General features: G+C 74.3%; 14 protein-coding genes and 2 tRNA genes. 8 read left to right on the top strand and 8 right to left on the bottom strand.

The features are described from left to right. Nucleotides 1-311 precede the first annotated feature (311 nt). The 4 genes from purD to AB0N76_RS18440 all read left to right on the top strand — a co-directional run bounded on the left by purD (nucleotide 312) and on the right by AB0N76_RS18440 (nucleotide 6,536). Entirely contained in the window at nucleotides 312-1,559 is a 1,248-nt protein-coding gene (purD, locus tag AB0N76_RS18425) for a phosphoribosylamine--glycine ligase (RefSeq protein WP_363558338.1), read from the top strand. A gap of 595 nt (nucleotides 1,560-2,154) precedes the next feature. Next, complete coding sequence (locus AB0N76_RS18430; protein WP_363558340.1) at nucleotides 2,155-3,723, top strand: hypothetical protein; 1,569 nt, start codon at nucleotides 2,155-2,157, stop codon at nucleotides 3,721-3,723. Nucleotides 3,724-3,990: 267 nt separating this feature from the next. After that, nucleotides 3,991-5,529, top strand: coding sequence for a N,N-dimethylformamidase beta subunit family domain-containing protein (locus AB0N76_RS18435; RefSeq protein WP_363558342.1), 1,539 nt, complete (start codon nucleotides 3,991-3,993; stop codon nucleotides 5,527-5,529). 107 nt (nucleotides 5,530-5,636) lie between these two features. Continuing rightward, on the top strand, nucleotides 5,637-6,536 hold the full coding sequence (locus tag AB0N76_RS18440; RefSeq protein ID WP_363558344.1) for a phosphoribosylaminoimidazolesuccinocarboxamide synthase: 900 nt from the start codon (nucleotides 5,637-5,639) through the stop codon (nucleotides 6,534-6,536). 55 nt (nucleotides 6,537-6,591) lie between these two features. Here the strand turns inward: AB0N76_RS18440 and AB0N76_RS18445 are convergent, their stop codons facing one another. From AB0N76_RS18445 to AB0N76_RS18475, 7 genes are all read right to left on the bottom strand, one after another. Continuing rightward, nucleotides 6,592-7,212, bottom strand: a complete 621-nt coding sequence (locus AB0N76_RS18445) for a response regulator transcription factor (RefSeq protein ID WP_363558346.1) — start codon at nucleotides 7,210-7,212, stop codon at nucleotides 6,592-6,594. Between the two features lie 74 nt (nucleotides 7,213-7,286). Further along, entirely contained in the window at nucleotides 7,287-8,501 is a 1,215-nt protein-coding gene (locus AB0N76_RS18450) for a sensor histidine kinase (protein ID WP_363558348.1), read from the bottom strand. Between the two features lie 123 nt (nucleotides 8,502-8,624). Next, complete coding sequence (locus AB0N76_RS18455) at nucleotides 8,625-9,464, bottom strand: ABC transporter permease (RefSeq protein WP_363558350.1); 840 nt, start codon at nucleotides 9,462-9,464, stop codon at nucleotides 8,625-8,627. Beyond that, nucleotides 9,461-10,471: an ABC transporter ATP-binding protein gene (locus tag AB0N76_RS18460; protein WP_363558352.1), complete on the bottom strand. Its 1,011-nt coding sequence runs from the start codon at nucleotides 10,469-10,471 to the stop codon at nucleotides 9,461-9,463. The genes AB0N76_RS18455 and AB0N76_RS18460 overlap by 4 nt, the downstream gene beginning before the upstream one ends. 160 nt (nucleotides 10,472-10,631) lie before the next feature. Continuing rightward, a tRNA-Gly gene (locus tag AB0N76_RS18465) sits at nucleotides 10,632-10,707 on the bottom strand. A 51-nt stretch (nucleotides 10,708-10,758) separates the two neighbouring features. Next, nucleotides 10,759-10,831, bottom strand: a tRNA-Gly gene (locus tag AB0N76_RS18470). Between the two features lie 131 nt (nucleotides 10,832-10,962). Continuing rightward, entirely contained in the window at nucleotides 10,963-11,280 is a 318-nt protein-coding gene (locus tag AB0N76_RS18475; protein ID WP_238860361.1) for an Lsr2 family protein, read from the bottom strand. A 467-nt stretch (nucleotides 11,281-11,747) separates the two neighbouring features. Between AB0N76_RS18475 and purS the strand changes: the two genes are divergently transcribed. The 4 genes from purS (at nucleotide 11,748) to AB0N76_RS18495 (ending at nucleotide 15,813) form a co-directional block, all read left to right on the top strand. Beyond that, the gene (purS, locus tag AB0N76_RS18480) at nucleotides 11,748-12,002 is read left to right on the top strand and encodes a phosphoribosylformylglycinamidine synthase subunit PurS (protein WP_030304493.1); all 255 of its coding nucleotides are present in this window, start codon (nucleotides 11,748-11,750) and stop codon (nucleotides 12,000-12,002) included. Further along, on the top strand, nucleotides 11,999-12,676 hold the full coding sequence (purQ, locus tag AB0N76_RS18485; RefSeq protein WP_363558354.1) for a phosphoribosylformylglycinamidine synthase subunit PurQ: 678 nt from the start codon (nucleotides 11,999-12,001) through the stop codon (nucleotides 12,674-12,676). Before purS ends, purQ begins: the two co-directional genes overlap by 4 nt. Then, nucleotides 12,676-14,931 (top strand): phosphoribosylformylglycinamidine synthase subunit PurL, encoded by a 2,256-nt coding sequence (purL, locus tag AB0N76_RS18490; RefSeq protein ID WP_363558356.1) that lies wholly within the window; start codon nucleotides 12,676-12,678, stop codon nucleotides 14,929-14,931. Before purQ ends, purL begins: the two co-directional genes overlap by 1 nt. Before the next feature lie 69 nt (nucleotides 14,932-15,000). Continuing rightward, nucleotides 15,001-15,813, top strand: coding sequence for a sterol carrier family protein (locus AB0N76_RS18495; RefSeq protein WP_363558358.1), 813 nt, complete (start codon nucleotides 15,001-15,003; stop codon nucleotides 15,811-15,813). A gap of 7 nt (nucleotides 15,814-15,820) precedes the next feature. Here AB0N76_RS18495 and AB0N76_RS18500 read toward each other — a convergent pair whose 3' ends face one another. Further along, complete coding sequence (locus AB0N76_RS18500) at nucleotides 15,821-16,651, bottom strand: DUF3152 domain-containing protein (protein ID WP_363558360.1); 831 nt, start codon at nucleotides 16,649-16,651, stop codon at nucleotides 15,821-15,823. Between the last annotated feature and the right edge of the window lie 202 nt (nucleotides 16,652-16,853).

Raw genomic sequence — 16,853 nt, forward strand, 5'->3', positions numbered from 1 at the left:
GCCGGACAGCGCGGTGGTCCAACAGCACTTCTTACCGCCAAATGGCTGACCGTGTGGGCGCTTCGCCAATGATCGTTACCGGATTCGGCCACCGGATCCCGAGGTGGGAGGGTTGCGGCGGTCGGCGGGATTTCACCCGTCCGAGCGAGGCCCCGGTGACCCGCTGTCCTGACCCGGCCACCTGCGGCACACCGACGGGTGTCGGGACTGGAGGATCCTCCGACACCGTGCGTGTACCCGACCCCTCCGGCTGTCTCTTCCTACGGGACCGGAGAGCGGCCGGAACCGGCCACCGACTACCCTTGCGCAGCGTGAAGGTCCTCGTCATCGGCGGCGGCGCCCGCGAACACGCCCTGTGCCGCTCTCTGTCCCAAGATCCCGCCGTGACCGAGCTGCACTGCGCCCCGGGTAACGCCGGGATCGCGCAGGTGGCGACGGTCCACCCGGTCGACCAGCTCGACGGCGCGCAGGTCACCGCGCTCGCCCGCGAGCTGGGCGCCGGCCTCGTTGTGGTCGGCCCGGAGGCCCCGCTGGTCGCGGGCGTCGCCGACGCCGTGCGCGCGGCCGGCATCCCGGTGTTCGGCCCGTCCGGGGCGGCCGCCCAGCTGGAGGGCTCCAAGGCCTTCGCCAAGGACGTGATGGCCGGCGCCGGCGTGCCCACCGCCCGCTCCTACGTCTGCACCACCCCCGCCGAGGCCGCCGAGGCGCTGGACGCCTTCGGCGCGCCGTACGTGGTCAAGGACGACGGCCTGGCCGCCGGCAAGGGCGTCGTGGTCACCTCCGACCGGGACGAGGCACTGGCCCACGCCGCCGCCTGCGAGCGCGTGGTGATCGAGGAGTACCTGGACGGCCCCGAGGTCTCGCTCTTCGCGATCACCGACGGCAGCACCGTGCTGCCGCTCCAGCCCGCCCAGGACTTCAAGCGCGCGCTGGACGGCGACGAGGGCCCGAACACCGGCGGCATGGGCGCCTACTCGCCGCTGCCGTGGGCGCCCGAGGGCCTGGTCGAGGAGGTCCTGGCGACCGTCCTGCAGCCGACCGTGGACGAGCTGCGCCGCCGCGGCACCCCGTTCTCCGGCCTGCTCTACGCCGGTCTGGCGCTGACCTCGCGCGGCACCCGGGTGATCGAGTTCAACGCCCGCTTCGGCGACCCGGAGACCCAGGTCGTGCTGGCCCGGCTGCGCACCCCGCTGGCCGGCGTCCTGCACGCCTCGGCCACCGGCACGCTGGACCAGCTGGAGCCGCTGCGCTGGGACGAGGGCGCCGCGGTCACCGTGGTGATCGCCTCCGAGGGCTACCCGGCCGCGCCGCGCACCGGCGACCCGATCGAGGGCCTGGCCGAGGCGGAGGCCGCCGACGGCACCGCGTACGTGCTGCACGCCGGGACCGAGGCGGCCGAGGACGGCCGGGTGCTGAGCGCCGGCGGCCGGGTCCTCTCGGTCACCGCGACCGGCACCGACCTCGCCGAGGCGCGCGAGCGGGCCTACCGCTCGGTGGAGCGGATCTCCCTCAAGGGCGGCCAGCACCGCAGCGACATCGCGCTGAAGGCCGCGCGGTAGCGCGTCCCCAGCCCTTCCCCGGGCCCCCGGCGAGCGACCGCCCGCCGGGGGCCCGGGCGTTCCGGCCCCGACCGGCCCGCCCCGGACCCGCGACAACCCCCATGGACGCAGCCCCGCCCGGCGTTTCGGAGGCGGACGGGACCGGAGCGGCCCCGGGGGACGGCGCACCGTTCGGCGGCCGGAATCCAGCCCATCGAGTGACAGCGACCGCATCCGGCTGACGTAACCGGGCGCCCGGCCTTATGGTGCGCTGGACCACGGCGCCACCGGCCGGGCCGTTCCCGGCCGCCGCCGGGTAGCGGCGGTCGCGCGGGGGGATGCTGGACGGCGTCCGGCCGGACCGGACGCCCGGGCCGCCACGCACGCTGCCCGGGTGCGGTCGTCCGGAATCCGGGCGGCGTCACCGGGACGAGTGGAAACCGGGGCGATCCGGAACACCCACCCGGACACGGGCGTCGAAAATGTCAGTAGCGCCACGCAGCATGCACTACCGGGGTTCGGACGCCACCGTTTCCCGGTCGGAACTGATCGTTTCGAGTCGGCTCAGGGGCCCGTCGCCGGGCGCCCGAGGGCTCCGAAGGGGGTGCCGCACCGTATGGCCGCTGTCGACACCGCGCGCGCTCATGCCCAGGCGGTCCTGCGGATCCGAGGTCTCGCCCTGGCCGCCGCCGCGCTGCCCGCCGCCGCCGCGGCGGTGCTGCTCGCGGGCCGCTTCACCGGCCGGATCGGCGCCGCCGGTGCCCCCGACGCGGCCGGCTGGGACCTCGCCCGCTGGGTGGTCTGCGCGGTGGCCGCGCTGACCCTGCTGGTGGCCGGCCTGGCCGCCCGGGCCTACCACCGGGCGGTCCCGCCGCGGACCCCGGCCGTCCCGCTGGACCGCGCGCAGGCCCCCGAGCTGTACCGGCTGATCGACGAGCTCGCCGACCGGCTGGAGGTCCCCGCACCCTCCGCCATCGCGCTCACCCCGGACTGCGACAGCTGGCTGGAGGACGTCCCCGCGCCCCGGCCGCGCCGCCGCCCCCGGCCGGGCGGCCAGGAGCCGCCCGCGCCGGTCCTGGTGATCGGCTCGCCCTTCCTCTGGTGGATGCGGGCCGGAGAGCTGCGCGCCCTGCTCGCCCCGGTGGTGGCCGGCACCGCGGCCGCCGCCGACCCGGAGATCGCCGCCGCCCGGCACTTCCTGCGCTCCCTGGACGCCAGCCTGGACGCCACCGCGGCGCCCGGCCTGGCCGGCGCCCCGCCGCCCGCCGCCGCGCGCCCGTCCCGGCGCGGCCCGGCCGTGCTCACCGACCGGATCACCCGCCGGCTGCTGGGCCTGTGCCGCGGCCACGCCGCCGAGCTGGAGCGGGCCGTCGCCGGCTGGGCCTCCGAGCAGGCCCGCGGCGTCGACTACGGCCTGCGGATCGCCGCCCAGGAGCAGGTCGGGCTCGCCTACGCGGGCTGGGACCGGCTGCTCACCCGGGTCGCGCTGCCCGCCTGGCGGCTCGGCCGGCACCCCGCGCACCTCAACGCGGGCGTGGTCGCCGCGCTCACCGAGCTGTCCCGGCGGGACCGGCTGGCCGACGGCTACAGCAGCCGGCTCGGCGACCGCCCGGCCTGCGACCTGCTGGAGGAACCCGGCGCGGTAGACGCGGCGGTCTCCCGGCTCGCCGCCGAGCTGTTCTTCGGCGCGCCTGCCTCCGGCGCCTGGCGCGAGCTGGACTGGGCCGACTACCCGGCCGACGTGGTGGACGCCGGCTGGCGGGCCCGGGCAACCGCCCTGCAGTCCGCGCTGGACCGGCCGGCCCCGCAGGCCCGCCCCGGCGCCCCGACGCTGACCCGGCTGCTGGTCCGGCTCGCCGAGGGCGACGGCGAGCGGCTGGCCGCCGCGCTCGCCGTCCAGCCGGCCCGCTCCGCCGCGCCCGCGCCGCTGTTCGAACCGGTCCGCACCGGCCGGGACGTGCTGGTCGACCACGTCACCGCGATGGTCTGCTGCGCCGCCGTGGACACCGCGGGCGCCGTCCCCGGGCTGGACTGGCTGGACGGCCCGGTGCTGCTGCTCGGCGGGGTCCGCCGGACCGATCTGGCCGAGCCGGTCGCCCAGGCCGTCGAACAGGGCCAGGACGGGCCGCTGCGGGCCTGGCTGGACGCGGCCGACGTCCGGCTGGAGAAGCCGGTCCGGCTCTGAGGCCCGGGGCCCGGGCGGCCGGCGGCCCCCGCGCCAGGTGGCATCGGGGGCGCAGGGGGCGCGAGTCCGGGGAGCATGCGCCCCCGGCCCGGGCGCCCGCCCCGGGTCTTCGCAGGCCGGAGGCCCCCCGCCCGCCGGGCCGGAAGATTCCCCGCCACTAGTTGCTACCGTGGGGTGACGCAGCGCCAGCACGGTGTGGTGTATTAGACCGCACGCACATCCGGGAGGCACATGCCAACCGGCGAGGTGCACCTGGGAGGGGCGCGCGTGGGGACCGAACTCAACCGCCGCTGGGAGTCCGGGACGCACGCGCACAGCGTCTCCGACCCCTTCGGCCAGGGCCCGCTGCCCTGGCTGCGCAGCCCGGACCGGTACCTCGGCGGCGCCGAGGGCGAGGTCCCCTGGTACGTCTCGGTGGACGCCCCCGGGCAGCGCCCGCTGGCCGCCGGCGGCCGCGGCAAGCCCCCGGTCGGCACCCCGCTCAGCGCCAACGACGAGGAACAGCAGATCAAGGGCTTCGCCTCGGCCGGCGTGGTCCGCCCCGGCGGCTCGGTGGACCTGCGGGTCACCGTCAACCCGCCCCGCGAGTTCACCGTCGACGTCTACCGGATCGGCCACTACGCGGGCGACGGCGCCCACCACATGACCACCAGCCCGCTGATCGCCGGCATGGTCCAGCCCGCCCCGATGGTGGTCGGCCGGACCGTCTCCTGCCACCACTGGTGGCACACCTGGCGCCAGCAGATCCCGCAGCACTGGCGGCCCGGCGCGTACGTCGCCGTGCTGACCACCGCCGACATGCTGCACCGCAGCCACATCCCGTTCACCGTCCGGGACTTCGAGGACCAGTCGCGCGCCGCCGAGCTGCTGCTGGTGGTCCCCGACGTGACCTGGCAGGCGTACAACCTGTTCCCCGAGGACGGCCGCAGCGGCGCCAGCCTCTACCACGCCTGGGACGGCGGCCGGCTGGTCGGCGAGCCCGAGGCGGCCGTCACCGTCTCCTTCGACCGTCCGCACGCCACCGCCGGACTGCCGCTGCACGTCGGCCACGCCTACGACTTCATCCGCTGGGCCGAGCGGTACGGCTACGACCTCTCCTACGCCACCGCCACCGACCTGCACGCCGGACTGGTCGACCCGGCCCGGCACCGGGCGCTGGTCTTCCCCGGCCACGACGAGTACTGGTCCGAGCCGATGCGCCGCACCGTCGAACGGGCCCGGGACGGCGGCACCTCGCTGGTCTTCCTCTCCGCCAACACCATGTACTGGCGGGTCGAGCTGAGCGCCGCCCCCTCCGGCGAGCCCAACCGGATGCTCAACTGCCGCAAGCGCCAGAAGGTGCCGTCCGGCAACCCGGCCGCCGGGGTGACCGGCGCCGCCAGCGCGCTGTGGCGCGACGCCGGCGAGCCCGAGCAGCACCTGCTCGGCCTGCAGTACTCCGGCCGGGTCGCCGCGCCCGTCCCGCTGGTCGCCCGGCACACCGGCCACTGGCTCTGGGACGGCACCGGCGTCCAGGAGGGTGAGGAGCTGCCCGGCCTGGTGGCCGGCGAGGCGGACCGCTACTACCCGAAGGTCGCGCTGCCCGAGCACACCGAACGGGTGCTGCTCGCGCACTCCCCGTACCGGGACCCGGCGGGCCGCGCCCGCCACCAGGAGACCTCGCTCTACCGGGCGCCCAGCGGCGCGTACGTGTTCGCCTCCGGCACCTTCGCCTGGTCGCCCGCGCTGGACCGCCCCGGGCTCACCGACGAGCGGATCCAGCGGGCCACCGCCAACCTGCTGGACCACCTCTGCAAGAACGCCTGAGACCACCTGGGGACCGGTCCGACCGGGCGTCCATGACAGACTCGGGGCCAGTGACCTCCCCTTTCGCGCCCCACGCCCGCGAACGACCCCTGAGGACTGAGACGACCTTGAGCGGATTTGTCACCAAGCCCGAGCCGGTCCAGGTGCCCGGCCTGGTCCACCTGCACACCGGCAAGGTGCGCGACCTCTACCGCACCGAGTCGGGTGAGCTCGTGATGGTCGCCAGCGACCGCACCTCGGCCTACGACTGGGTGCTGCCCAACGAGATCCCGGACAAGGGCCGGATCCTCACCCAGCTCTCGCTGTGGTGGTTCGAGCGGATCGCCGACCTGGTGCCCAACCACGTGATCTCCACCGAGGTCCCGGCCGGCGCCCCCGCCGACTGGAAGGGCCGCACCCTGGTCTGCCGCAGCCTGGACATGGTCCCGGTCGAGTGCGTGGCCCGCGGCTACCTGGCCGGCTCCGGACTGGAGGAGTACCGCGCCTCCCGCACCGTCTGCGGCATCGCCCTGCCCGAGGGCCTGGACGACGGCTCCGAGCTGCCCGCCCCGATCTACACCCCGGCCCTCAAGGCCGAGGTCGGCGAGCACGACGAGAACGTCTCCTACGAGGAGACCGCCCGCCGGGTCGGCGCCGACCTGGCCGCCCAGCTGCGCCAGCTCACCCTGGCCGTCTACTCCCGGGCCCGCGACATCGCCCGCGACCGCGGCATCATCCTGGCCGACACCAAGTTCGAGTTCGGCCTGCTCGACGGCGAACTGGTGATCGGCGACGAGGTGCTCACCCCGGACTCCTCGCGGTTCTGGCCGGCCGACCAGTGGGAGCCGGGCCACGCCCAGCCCTCCTTCGACAAGCAGATCATCCGCGACTGGCTGACCTCCCCGGCCTCCGGCTGGGACCGCAAGAGCGAGCAGCCGCCGCCGCAGCTGCCCGCCGAGGTGGTCGAGAAGGTCCGCAGCAAGTACGTCGAGGCCTACGAGCTGATCACCGGCCTCAGCTGGGCCTGACCGGCCCACCCGGGCCCTCGGCGGCCCGGGAACGGCGCCCGCGGGCGCGGCGGGATCAGATCCAGCCGTGCTCGCGGGCGATCCGCACCGCCGCGTGCCGGTTCTCGGCCCCCAGCTTGGCGGCCGCCGAGGACAGGTAGTTGCGGACGGTGCCCTGGGAGAGCGAGGCCCGCTCGGCTATCTCGGCGATCGAGGTGCCGTCGGCGGCCAGCTCCAGCACGTCCGTCTCGCGCGGGGTGAGCGGGGTCTCCCCGGCGGCGATCGCGTCCGCCGCCAGCTCCGGGTCCACGTACCGGCCGCCGGCCCGCACGGTCCGGATGATCCCGGCCAGGTCGGCCGCCGAGACCGTCTTCGGCAGGAAGCCCCGGATGCCGACCTCCAGCGCCCGCTTCAGGTAGCCCGGGCGGCCGTGGCCGGTGAGGATCATGCAGCGGCAGTCCGGCAGCAGCCCGCGCAGCCGGGTGGCCACCTCGATGCCGTCCAGCCCGGGCATCTGCAGGTCCAGCACCGCGATGTCCGGCAGGTGCGCCTGCGCCATCGCCAGCGCCTCCGGTCCGGAGGCGGCCTGGGCGACCACGACGATGTCCTCCTCCAGCGCGAGCAGCGCGGCCAGCGCGCCCCGGATCAGGTGTTCGTCGTCGGCGAGCAGGACGCGGACGGGCGCGGTGTCGGTCATCGGCGGGGCCTTCCGTGCGGGCAGGGGCTGCGGCTGGGGCCGCCGCGGGGGAGCGGCGGGGGAGCGACGAGGGGTCAGAGCGGGACGCTGGCGAGCAGCCGGAAGCTGCCCGGTACGGCGTCCGGGAGCGTCAGCTCGCCGTCGTGGGCGGCGAGCCGCTCGCGCAGGCCGCGCAGCCCCGTCCCACTGCCCTGGGACGGGATCGGCACGGCCGGCACCCCGTCATTCTCCAGCTCCAGCACCGCCCGGCCGTCCGCCCGGCGGAGCCGGATCGAGCACCGGGCCGCCTCGCTGTGCCGCAGCACGTTGGTGGTGGCCTCGCGGATCACCCAGCCGAGCACCGACTGGACCGGCGCCGGCAGGGCGTCGGCGTCCTCGCCGAGGTCGATCTCGCAGGTCACGTCGGCGGAGCGGAGCACCGCCCGGGCGCCGATCGCCTCCGCGTGCAGGTCGGCGGTGCGGTAGCCGCGGATCACGTCGCGGACCTCGCGCTGGGACTCCTGGGCGATCCGCTGCACCTCGGCCATCTGCTCGGCGGCCTCCGGGCGGCCGCGCCGGGCCAGCTGGACGGCCAGCTCGCTCTTGAGCGCGATGGTGGTGAGGTTGCGGCCCATCACGTCGTGCAGGTCGCGGGAGAACCGCAGCCGCTCCTCGGCGACGGCCAGCTGCGCCTGGGCCTCGCGGGCCGCGTCCAGCTCCAGGACCACCGACTGGAGCCAGGCGAAGCTGCGGCAGCTGGATCCGATGAAGGCCATCATGACCGCGTCGAAGGTGAGCATCCCGGCGGTGGCCGCCGGTTCGACGCCGGCCAGGAGCAGCGCGGGGGCGACGGCCAGCAGCCCGCCGAGCCCGGCGAGCGCCGCCCGGAGCGGCCGCAGTCCGACGGCGGCCGGCCCGAAGGCCGAGAAGATCATGGTCGTCACGATGCCGGCGGTGAACGGCACCCGGTCCGGGCCGGTCCCGGCGTGCGGGCCGATCAGCAGCAGGGCCCAGGAGCCGGCCACGGTGAGGGCGCCGCTGACGGCGAGCCAGCGCAGGTGGTCGGCCGGCCGCTTGAGGTAGTGGTCGATCGCGGTCCGGTAGGCCCGGACGGTGACCAGGATCAGGGCCAGGCTGAGGACCACGGAGACCCGGGCGGCGGCCACGTACCGCTGGTTGGCGGTGTCCGCCCCGACGCTCAGCAGCGCGCCGGGCAGCGGGGCGAGCGAGATCAGGTAGAGCGACCAGCGGAGGTAGAGCTCGGAGCGCTGGGGCTTGGTGTAGCCCTTCCACGTGCGCACCGGATTCATGATGCCCATCCTGCTTCCGCCCCCGTTCGGTCATGATCGTGCCGGAGCCTTCCTATCAGAGCCCCGGCGGGGAGCTGACCTGCGGTTCTGCCGCGGGTCCCGCGGACCGCCCCAGGACACGCCCTAGCGGCGCGGCTCCCAGCGGAAGTAGCGGACGGCGCCCCAGACCGCGAGGGCGAGCCAGATGCCGCCGGTGACCAGGTGCGGGGCGGCGGTGGCCCAGGTGCCGGCGAAGTCCGTCGGGGCGGCCGAGCCGTCGGTGCCGAACCAGCCGACCCGGACCAGCTGGAACGCCGGGGTGGTGGGCAGCAGGCGGCAGACGTCGGCGACCTTGTCGGGCATGATCTCCAGCGGGAAGAACAGGCCGGAGCCGAACTGGGTGAGCAGCAGGACCGGCATGGTGGTGATGCCGGCGCTCTCCACGGTCTTGGTGAAGGCGCTGGAGAGGGCGGCCAGCGCCATCAGGGTGACGACCACCAGGAGCAGGCCGACGGCCAGCAGCACCGGGTTGGCCGGGGCGCGCAGGTGCAGGGCGGCGGCGCCGAAGCCGCCGATCACGGCGCACATCAGCAGGGCCAGGGCGACCGAGGGGACGGCGGTGCCGGTCAGGATCTCGATGTCCCGGGCCTCGCCGGTGCGCAGCCGCTTGAGCACCAGCTCGCCGCGCCGGGCCACGTAGGCGGCGGTCAGGTTGTAGTAGACGACGAAGGCCAGCACCATCCCGACCGAGCCGTTGACCAGCAGCGAGTCGACGTCCAGGCCGGGGTTGGTCTCGGCCTGCTGGTCGAGCACGCTCTTCAGCGCGAAGACCAGGAACAGCGGCAGCGTGAGGGCGGTGAACAGGGCGGTCCGGTTGCGGACCAGCAGGACGGCCTCGGCCCGGCCGAGGGCGAGCAGCCGGCGGGCGGTGGTGCTCCGGGGCCCGGTGGTGCTCCGGGGAGCGGCGGTGGCGGCGGTGGTCATCGGGCGAGTCCCATCAGGCGGCGGCGGGCGGTGGGGGCGGTGGTGTCCGGGGTGTCGGCCGGGGGCTGTTGGGCGGCCTCGGAGGCGATGGCCAGGAAGGCCTGCTCCAGCGAGGCGCTGCGGGCGTCCAGGGCGCCGAGCTCGATGCCGTGCCGGTCGGCCCAGCCGAGCAGCTCGGTCAGGGTGGCCTGGAGCCGCGGCGTCTGGACGGTGATCTTCCGGCCGTCGGCGGTGACCGTGGCGCCGGTCAGCGGCGGGAGCGAGGTGCCGGCGAACTCGGGGAGCTCGAAGCCGATCCGGGACGGGTGCCCGGCGATCACCTCGGCCACCGTGCCGGCGGCGACGATCCGGCCGCCGTGCATGATCGCCAGCCGGTCGGCGAGCTCCTCGGCCTCCTCCAGGTAGTGCGTGGTGAGCAGCACCGTGGTGCCCTGGGCGCGCAGCTCGCGGACCAGCCGCCAGACCGCCGCGCGGGCCTCCGGGTCGAGGCCGGTGCTGGGCTCGTCCAGGAAGAGCACCTCGGGCCGGCCGAGCAGGGCCATCGCCAGGTCGAGGCGGCGGCGCTCGCCGCCGGAGAGCTGCTTGACCCGGACGTGCCGCCGGTGGGCGAGGCCGACCAGCTCCAGCGCCTCGTCCAGCGGGCGGGCGTGGCTGGTCATCCCGGCCCAGGCGCGGCCGGTCTCGGCGACGCTGAGGTCGCCGGGGAAGCCGCCCTCCTGCAGCATGATGCCGATCCGGGGGCGGACGGCGGCGCGCTCGCGGTGCGGGTCGTGGCCGAGCACCCGGACCCGGCCGGCGGTCGGGGCGGCGAGGCCCTCGATCAGTTCCATGGTGGAGGTCTTGCCGGCCCCGTTGGTGCCCAGCAGGGCGAACAGCTCGCCGCGGCCGACGGTCAGGTCGACGCCGCGGACCGCGTGGTAGCGGGTGCCGCCGGTGCCGTAGTGGCGGTGCAGGTCGGTGACCTCGATCACGTGGTCACCGGGGCGGTGGGGCTGGCTCGTTTCCATGCCTCAAGCCTCCCGTCGGCCGGGCGCCGGGAGCAGTGCGCGCCTTCACGAGAAGCCGGTGCGGATCCACGGGTCGGCGATGACAAATGTCATGGGCGGCCGGGGGCGGGGAATGCCGGAAACGCCGAAGGGCCCTCTCTTCCGAGAGGACCCTTCGTACTGGAGCGGACGACGAGATTCGAACTCGCGACCCTCACCTTGGCAAGGTGATGCTCTACCAACTGAGCCACGTCCGCAGGATGGAACTATTGAGTTGTACTGCTGTACTGCTGTGCTCGCGCACTGCGAGCGGACGACGAGATTCGAACTCGCGACCCTCACCTTGGCAAGGTGATGCTCTACCAACTGAGCCACGTCCGCGTGGTGCCTGGTGGGGCACCCGCCGCCTCTTCGGATCTCTCCGTTGCGGCGACGAGGAATACTCTACAGCATCCGAAGGGGTGGTCGTCCCGCCCTGGTGGTTCGGGCGGGACGACCGGGCCCCGAGGGGGTCAGTTCGCCTCGGCGAACGCCTCGTACACGTGCTTCGGGATGCGGCCGCGGGCGGGCAGTTCCATGCCCCGGGACTGGGCCCAGGCCCGGACGGCGGCCGGGTCCGGGGTCAGCGCGGTGCGGCGGAAGGACTTACCGGTGCGGCTCTGGCGGCGGCCGGCCGCGACGAACGGGGCGAGGGCCTCCCGCAGCTTTTCCGCGTTGTCCAGGGACAAATCGATCTCGTACGACTTCCCGTCCACGCCGAAGTGGACGGTTTCCGCGGCGGCGCCGCCGTCCAGGTCGTCGGAGAGCGTGACAACTACACGCTGGGCCATGGGTGTCAATCCTCTCGGGCAATTCGGCCGACCGGGCGCGGGTGCGCTCCAGGGCCTGATGTGCACCACTCGCGCAAGCGCATACGGGCAGGCCGGATGGCCGTGCCGGATACGCAGCACTTGCCGCGGCAGGTGGCCCTATTCTGCACCCGAAGCGGGGAGAAATCGAAGAGTCCGGCTTTCTTTTCCGGATATTCACGTCTCTTCGCCGGGGTGCCGGATAGTCCGGCACTCGGCTGGCCGATCTGTCCCGGAGTGACGGTATTCGGGTGTTCTTCGACGGTTCTCGCGAGGCCCCCGGAATCCGGTGAAAAGGGGCACCCCGCAGGGGGTGCGGGGAGGGTGGAGCCCTTGTGGCGTAAGGGTCGTGGGTCTACGCGCGTCACCATCCCCGGCCAGCAATGCCGCCCGAAACCCCCGGTAGTCTGGAGTTCCCCCGCCTCACGAAGACACCACCGGGAGTGCCAGTGGCACGCGTCGTAGTCGACGTCATGCTCAAGCCGGAGATCCTCGACCCCCAGGGACAGGCGGTGCAGCGCGCACTGCCCCGTCTCGGATTCACCGGGATCGCCGACGTCCGCCAGGGCAAGCGTTTCGAGCTGGAGCTGGAGGGCCCGGTCGATGACGCCGCGCTCGCCCGTATCCGCGAAGCCGCCGAGACCTTTCTCGCCAACACCGTGATCGAGGACTTCACCGTCCGCGTCGAGGAGGAGGGCAAGTGACCACCCGCGTCGGCGTCGTCACTTTCCCCGGCTCCCTTGACGACCGCGACGCCCAGCGCGCGGTCCGGCTGGCCGGCGCCGAGCCGGTCGCCCTCTGGCACCGTGACAAGGATCTCCACCAGGTCGACGCGGTCGTCCTGCCGGGCGGATTCAGTTACGGCGACTATCTGCGCTGCGGTGCGATCTCCCGCTTCTCGCCGGTGATGGAGACCATCATCGAGCAGGCCAAGCTGGGAATGCCGGTTCTGGGTATCTGCAACGGCTTCCAGGTGCTGTGCGAATCGCACCTGCTGCCCGGCGCGCTCACCCGCAACGACTCGCTGCACTTCATCTGCCGCGACCAGAAGCTGCGGATCGAGAACGACGGCACCGCCTGGACCCGCGATTACGCGGTCGGCCAGGAAATCGTCGTCCCGCTGAAGAACGGTGAGGGCCGCTTCGTCGCCGACGCGCACGTCCTCGACGAGCTGGAGGCCGAGGGCCGGGTGGTCGCCCGTTACCTCGACGTCAACCCGAACGGTTCGTACCGTGACATCGCCGGCATCAGCAACGCCGCCGGCAATGTCGTCGGTCTGATGCCGCACCCCGAGCACGCCGTGGAGCCGCTCACCGGTCCCACCACCGAGGGCCTGGGCTTCTTCACTTCCGTCCTGAAGCAGCTGGTGAACGCCTGATGAGCCTCGACACCGTCAAGAACGCCGAGCAGACCCCGGACGCCGCCCAGCCGTGGGCCGAGCTCGGCCTCAAGCAGGACGAGTACGCGCGGATCCGGGAGATTCTCGGCCGCCGCCCGACCGGCGCGGAACTCGCGATGTACTCGGTCATGTGGTCCGAGCACTGTTCGTACAAGAGCTCCAAGGTCCACCTGAAGCAGTTCAGCGAGAAGAAGCCGCAGAGCGACGCGATGCTCGTCGGCATCGGCGAGAACGCCGGTGTGGTCGACGTCGGCCAGGGCTACGCGGTCACCTTCAAGGTCGAGTCGCACAACCACCCGTCGTACATCGAGCCCTACCAGGGCGCGGCCACCGGCATCGGCGGCATCGTCCGCGACATCCTGGCGATGGGCGCCCGCCCGGTCGCCGTGATGGACCCGCTGCGGTTCGGCGCGGCCGACCACCCGGACACCCGGCGCGTGCTGCCCGGGATCGTCGCGGGCATCGGCGGCTACGGCAACTGCCTGGGCCTGCCGAACATCGGCGGCGAGGTCGTCTTCGACTCCTGCTACCAGGGCAACCCGCTGGTCAACGCGCTGTGCGTGGGCGTCATGAAGCACGAGGACATCCACCTCGCGCAGGCCTCCGGCGCCGGCAACAAGGTCATCCTGTACGGCGCCCGCACCGGCGGCGACGGCATCGGCGGCGTCTCGGTGCTGGCCTCCGAGACCTTCGACGACACCAAGCCGGCCAAGCGCCCGGCGGTCCAGGTCGGCGACCCGTTCCAGGAGAAGCTCCTCATCGAGTGCACCCTGGAGATCTTCCGCGAGAAGCTCGTCAAGGGCATCCAGGACCTCGGCGGCGCCGGTCTGTCCTGCGCCACCAGCGAGCTGGCCTCGGCCGGCTCCGGCGGCATGCGGGTCGACCTCGACACCGTGCACCTGCGCGACCACACGCTCTCGCCGGAGGAGATCCTCATGAGCGAGTCGCAGGAGCGCATGTGCGCCATCGTCGAGCCCGACAAGGTCGCCCGCTTCCTGGAGATCTGCGAGAAGTGGGACGTCATCGCCAACGTCATCGGTGAGGTGACCGACGGCGAGCGCCTGGAGATCTACTGGCACGGCGAGCTCGTCGTGGACGTGCCGCCGCGCACCGTCGCCCACGAGGGCCCGACCTACCAGCGCCCGTACGCCCGCCCGAGCTGGCAGGACGCGCTGCAGGCCGACGCCCCGACGGCCGAGCGGCTGGCTCGCCCGACCACCGGCGAGGGCCTCAAGGCCGACCTGCTGAAGGTCGCCTCGCACCCGAACCAGGCCTCCAAGTCCTGGATCACCGACCAGTACGACCGCTACGTGCTCGGCAACACCGTGCTCTCGCACGGCGAGGACTCGGGCATGATCCGGATCGACGACGAGACCAACCTCGGCGTCTCGGTCGCCACCGACGGCAACGGCCGCTACACCAAGCTGGACCCGTACACCGGCGCCCAGCTGGCCCTCGCCGAGGCGTACCGCAACGTCGCGGCCGGCGGTGCCAAGCCGCTCGCGATCTCCGACTGCCTCAACTTCGGCTCCCCCGAGGACCCGGACGTGATGTGGCAGTTCGCCGAGGCCACCCGCGGCCTGGCCGACGCCTGCCTGACCCTGGGCACCCCGGTCACCGGCGGCAACGTCTCGCTCTACAACCAGACCGGCGAGGTCGCCATCCACCCGACCCCCGTGGTCGCGGTGCTCGGCGTCATCGACGACGTCACCCGCCGCACTCCGATGGCGTTCGCCGAGGAGGGGCAGCTGCTCTACCTGCTCGGCGACACCGCGGACGAGCTGGGCGGCTCGGCCTGGTCGCAGGTGGTCCACGAGCACCTGGGCGGTCTGCCGCCCAAGGTCGACCTGGACCGGGAGAAGCTGCTCGGCGAGATCCTGATTGCCGCCTCGCGCGACGGCATGATCGACGCCGCGCACGACCTCTCCGACGGCGGCCTGGGCCAGGCCCTGGTGGAGAGCTGCCTCAAGGGCGGACACGGCGCGCGGATCATCGTGCCCGAGGGCCTGGACCCGTTCGTGTTCCTGTTCTCCGAGTCGGCCGGCCGCGCCGTCGTGGCGGTGCCGCGCAGCGAGGAGCTCCGGTTCAACGACATGTGCACCGCGCGGGGCCTGCCGGCCACCCGGATCGGTGTGGTCGACGGGGACAGCCTGGACGTCCAGGACCAGTTCACCGTCTCGCTGGCGGAGCTGAAGGACGCCCACACCGGCGTCATCGAGGCCCTGCTGGCCTGATCGGCGCCAGCGCCCGAGGGGCGGACGGTTCGCGACGAACCGTCCGCCCCTCGGCGTATGTTGGGGCCCATGCCTGCCAAGTCCCGTACCTACCAGCCGCAGAAGGTGCGCGCCGCGCTGGCGGCGCAGCACGAGGCCCTGCGCGCGGCCGTGCACCGGCTGACCGCCGCCGACCTGGACCGGCCGACCCGGCTCGGCGGCTGGCGGGTGCGCGAGCTGGTGGCCCATCTGAGCCTGGTGCTGGACCGGCTGCCGGCCCAGCTGACCGGCCCCGCGCCGGTCGGCGCGCCGCTCTCGCTGAGCCGCTTCACCGAGCTGACCACGACGGTCGCGGAGACGGTCGACGCCGAGGCGGCCGAGCAGGTGGCGGCCGCCTTCACCGGCCTGCCCGAGGAGGTGGCGGCCCGCTTCGACCGCTCGGTGGACGCCGCGCGGGCCGCGCTGGACGGCACCGCGGGGGAGGCGCCCGGCCGATCGGTGGCCATGCGGTTCGGCCCGATGGCGCTCACCGACTTCCTGGTGACCCGGCTGGTCGAGACGGTCGTGCACGCCGACGACCTGGCCGACGCGCTCGGCCTCGCGGACTTCCCGCACGACCGGCAGGCGGTCGCCGCCGTCACCCGGCTGCTCGCCGACGCCTTCGCCGACCGGGTGCCCGGCGGCGCGGTCGAGCTGCGGGTGCCGCCGTACGCGGTGGTGCAGGCCGTCGAGGGCCCGCGGCACACCCGGGGCACCCCGCCGAACGTGGTCGAGACCGACCCGCTGACCTGGATCCGGCTGGCCACCGGCCGCACCGACTGGGCGGCCGCGGCCGACGCCGCCGCGCTGTCGGCCGGCGGCGAGCGCAGCGACCTGCGGGCGTACCTGCCGCTGCTGGGCTGATCGTCGGCTAAGGGACGGCCGGGCCGCTGAGGTAGGTGCCGTCGGCGCTGTACGGCCAGGCGTTGGGCTGGCAGCCCTTGAGCCCGTAGATCTGCTGCATCATCGCCGGGGCCGGCTTGCCGGGGCCCGGGCAGGTCTCGTGGCCGTGGCCGATCCGGTGGCCGACCTCGTGGTTGACGATCAGCGCCCGGTACTCGTCGATCGGGCCGCTGAACTGGGGCGAGCCGATGGTCCAGCGCTTGACGTTGACCAGCACCTGGTTGCCGACGTTGCAGTTCACCTCGCCGTGGGTGTCCAGCCCGGCCGCGCCGCAGATCTTGTCGACGGTGGCGGGCGAGGCGATCTTCACGGTGAAGTCGTAGCTGCCGCCGGCGACCAGCTGGAAGCCGTTCTTGCGGTCGTTGGTCCAGCCGCGCTTGTCGGCGAGGATGCCCTGGACCTGCGCGGCGGCGGCGGTCGGGTCGATCCCGATGCCGTCCTCGACCTCGACCCGGTAGCGGCGGATGGTGCCCTTGCCGACCGGGGCGGCCGAGCCCTGGGCGATGGTGAAGGTGCCCGCGCCCTTGCTCGGGCCGGGGTCCGGGGCGCCCGGTTCGGCGGTGGCCGGGGGCGTGGGCGTCGCCGTGGCGGTGGGGGTGGGCGTCGGGGTCGGCGTCGGCGTGGGGGCGGCCGTGGGCGTCGGGGCGGGGGCCGGGGGCTGCGCGGGCTCGCTGCCGCCGTCCGGCGGGGCCACCCGGCCCTGGGCGGTCCGGTCGGTGCCGGGCGGGGCGTCGGGCCGGCTCAGCGCGAACACCGTGCCGCCGAGTATCGCCACCGCGGCGATCAGCGCGGCGAGCATGCCGGGGCCGAGCCGGCGACGGGGTCTGTGACGGCGGCGCGCGGCCGCCCGGCCGCCCGCTGCGGCGGCCGCCTTCCGCGCTCCGGCCCGGGCTCCGACACGGGCGCCCGGAGGCGCGGCGGCACGGGAGCGGGAGCGGCGGGCGGGGCTGGCTGCGGGCACACTGGGGCTTTCTGTCGACCGGTGGGGCCGCTGAGCCTCG

Origin of the sequence: Kitasatospora sp. NPDC093806 (assembly GCF_040683335.1) — a bacterium.
GTDB lineage: Bacteria > Actinomycetota > Actinomycetes > Streptomycetales > Streptomycetaceae > Kitasatospora.

What these genes read in the sequence shown, in the direction of transcription:
- AB0N76_RS18430 (WP_363558340.1), top strand. Translation starts at nt 2,155, where the DNA reads ATGGCCGCTGTCGACACCGCGCGCGCTCATGCCCAGGCGGTCCTGCGG.
- AB0N76_RS18445 (WP_363558346.1), bottom strand. Translation starts at nt 7,212, where the DNA reads ATGACCGACACCGCGCCCGTCCGCGTCCTGCTCGCCGACGACGAACAC.
- AB0N76_RS18450 (WP_363558348.1), bottom strand. Translation starts at nt 8,501, where the DNA reads ATGAATCCGGTGCGCACGTGGAAGGGCTACACCAAGCCCCAGCGCTCC.
- AB0N76_RS18455 (WP_363558350.1), bottom strand. Translation starts at nt 9,464, where the DNA reads ATGACCACCGCCGCCACCGCCGCTCCCCGGAGCACCACCGGGCCCCGG.
- AB0N76_RS18460 (WP_363558352.1), bottom strand. Translation starts at nt 10,471, where the DNA reads ATGGAAACGAGCCAGCCCCACCGCCCCGGTGACCACGTGATCGAGGTC.
- AB0N76_RS18475 (WP_238860361.1), bottom strand. Translation starts at nt 11,280, where the DNA reads ATGGCCCAGCGTGTAGTTGTCACGCTCTCCGACGACCTGGACGGCGGC.
- purL (WP_363558356.1), top strand. Translation starts at nt 12,676, where the DNA reads ATGAGCCTCGACACCGTCAAGAACGCCGAGCAGACCCCGGACGCCGCC.
- AB0N76_RS18495 (WP_363558358.1), top strand. Translation starts at nt 15,001, where the DNA reads ATGCCTGCCAAGTCCCGTACCTACCAGCCGCAGAAGGTGCGCGCCGCG.
- AB0N76_RS18500 (WP_363558360.1), bottom strand. Translation starts at nt 16,651, where the DNA reads ATGCTCGCCGCGCTGATCGCCGCGGTGGCGATACTCGGCGGCACGGTG.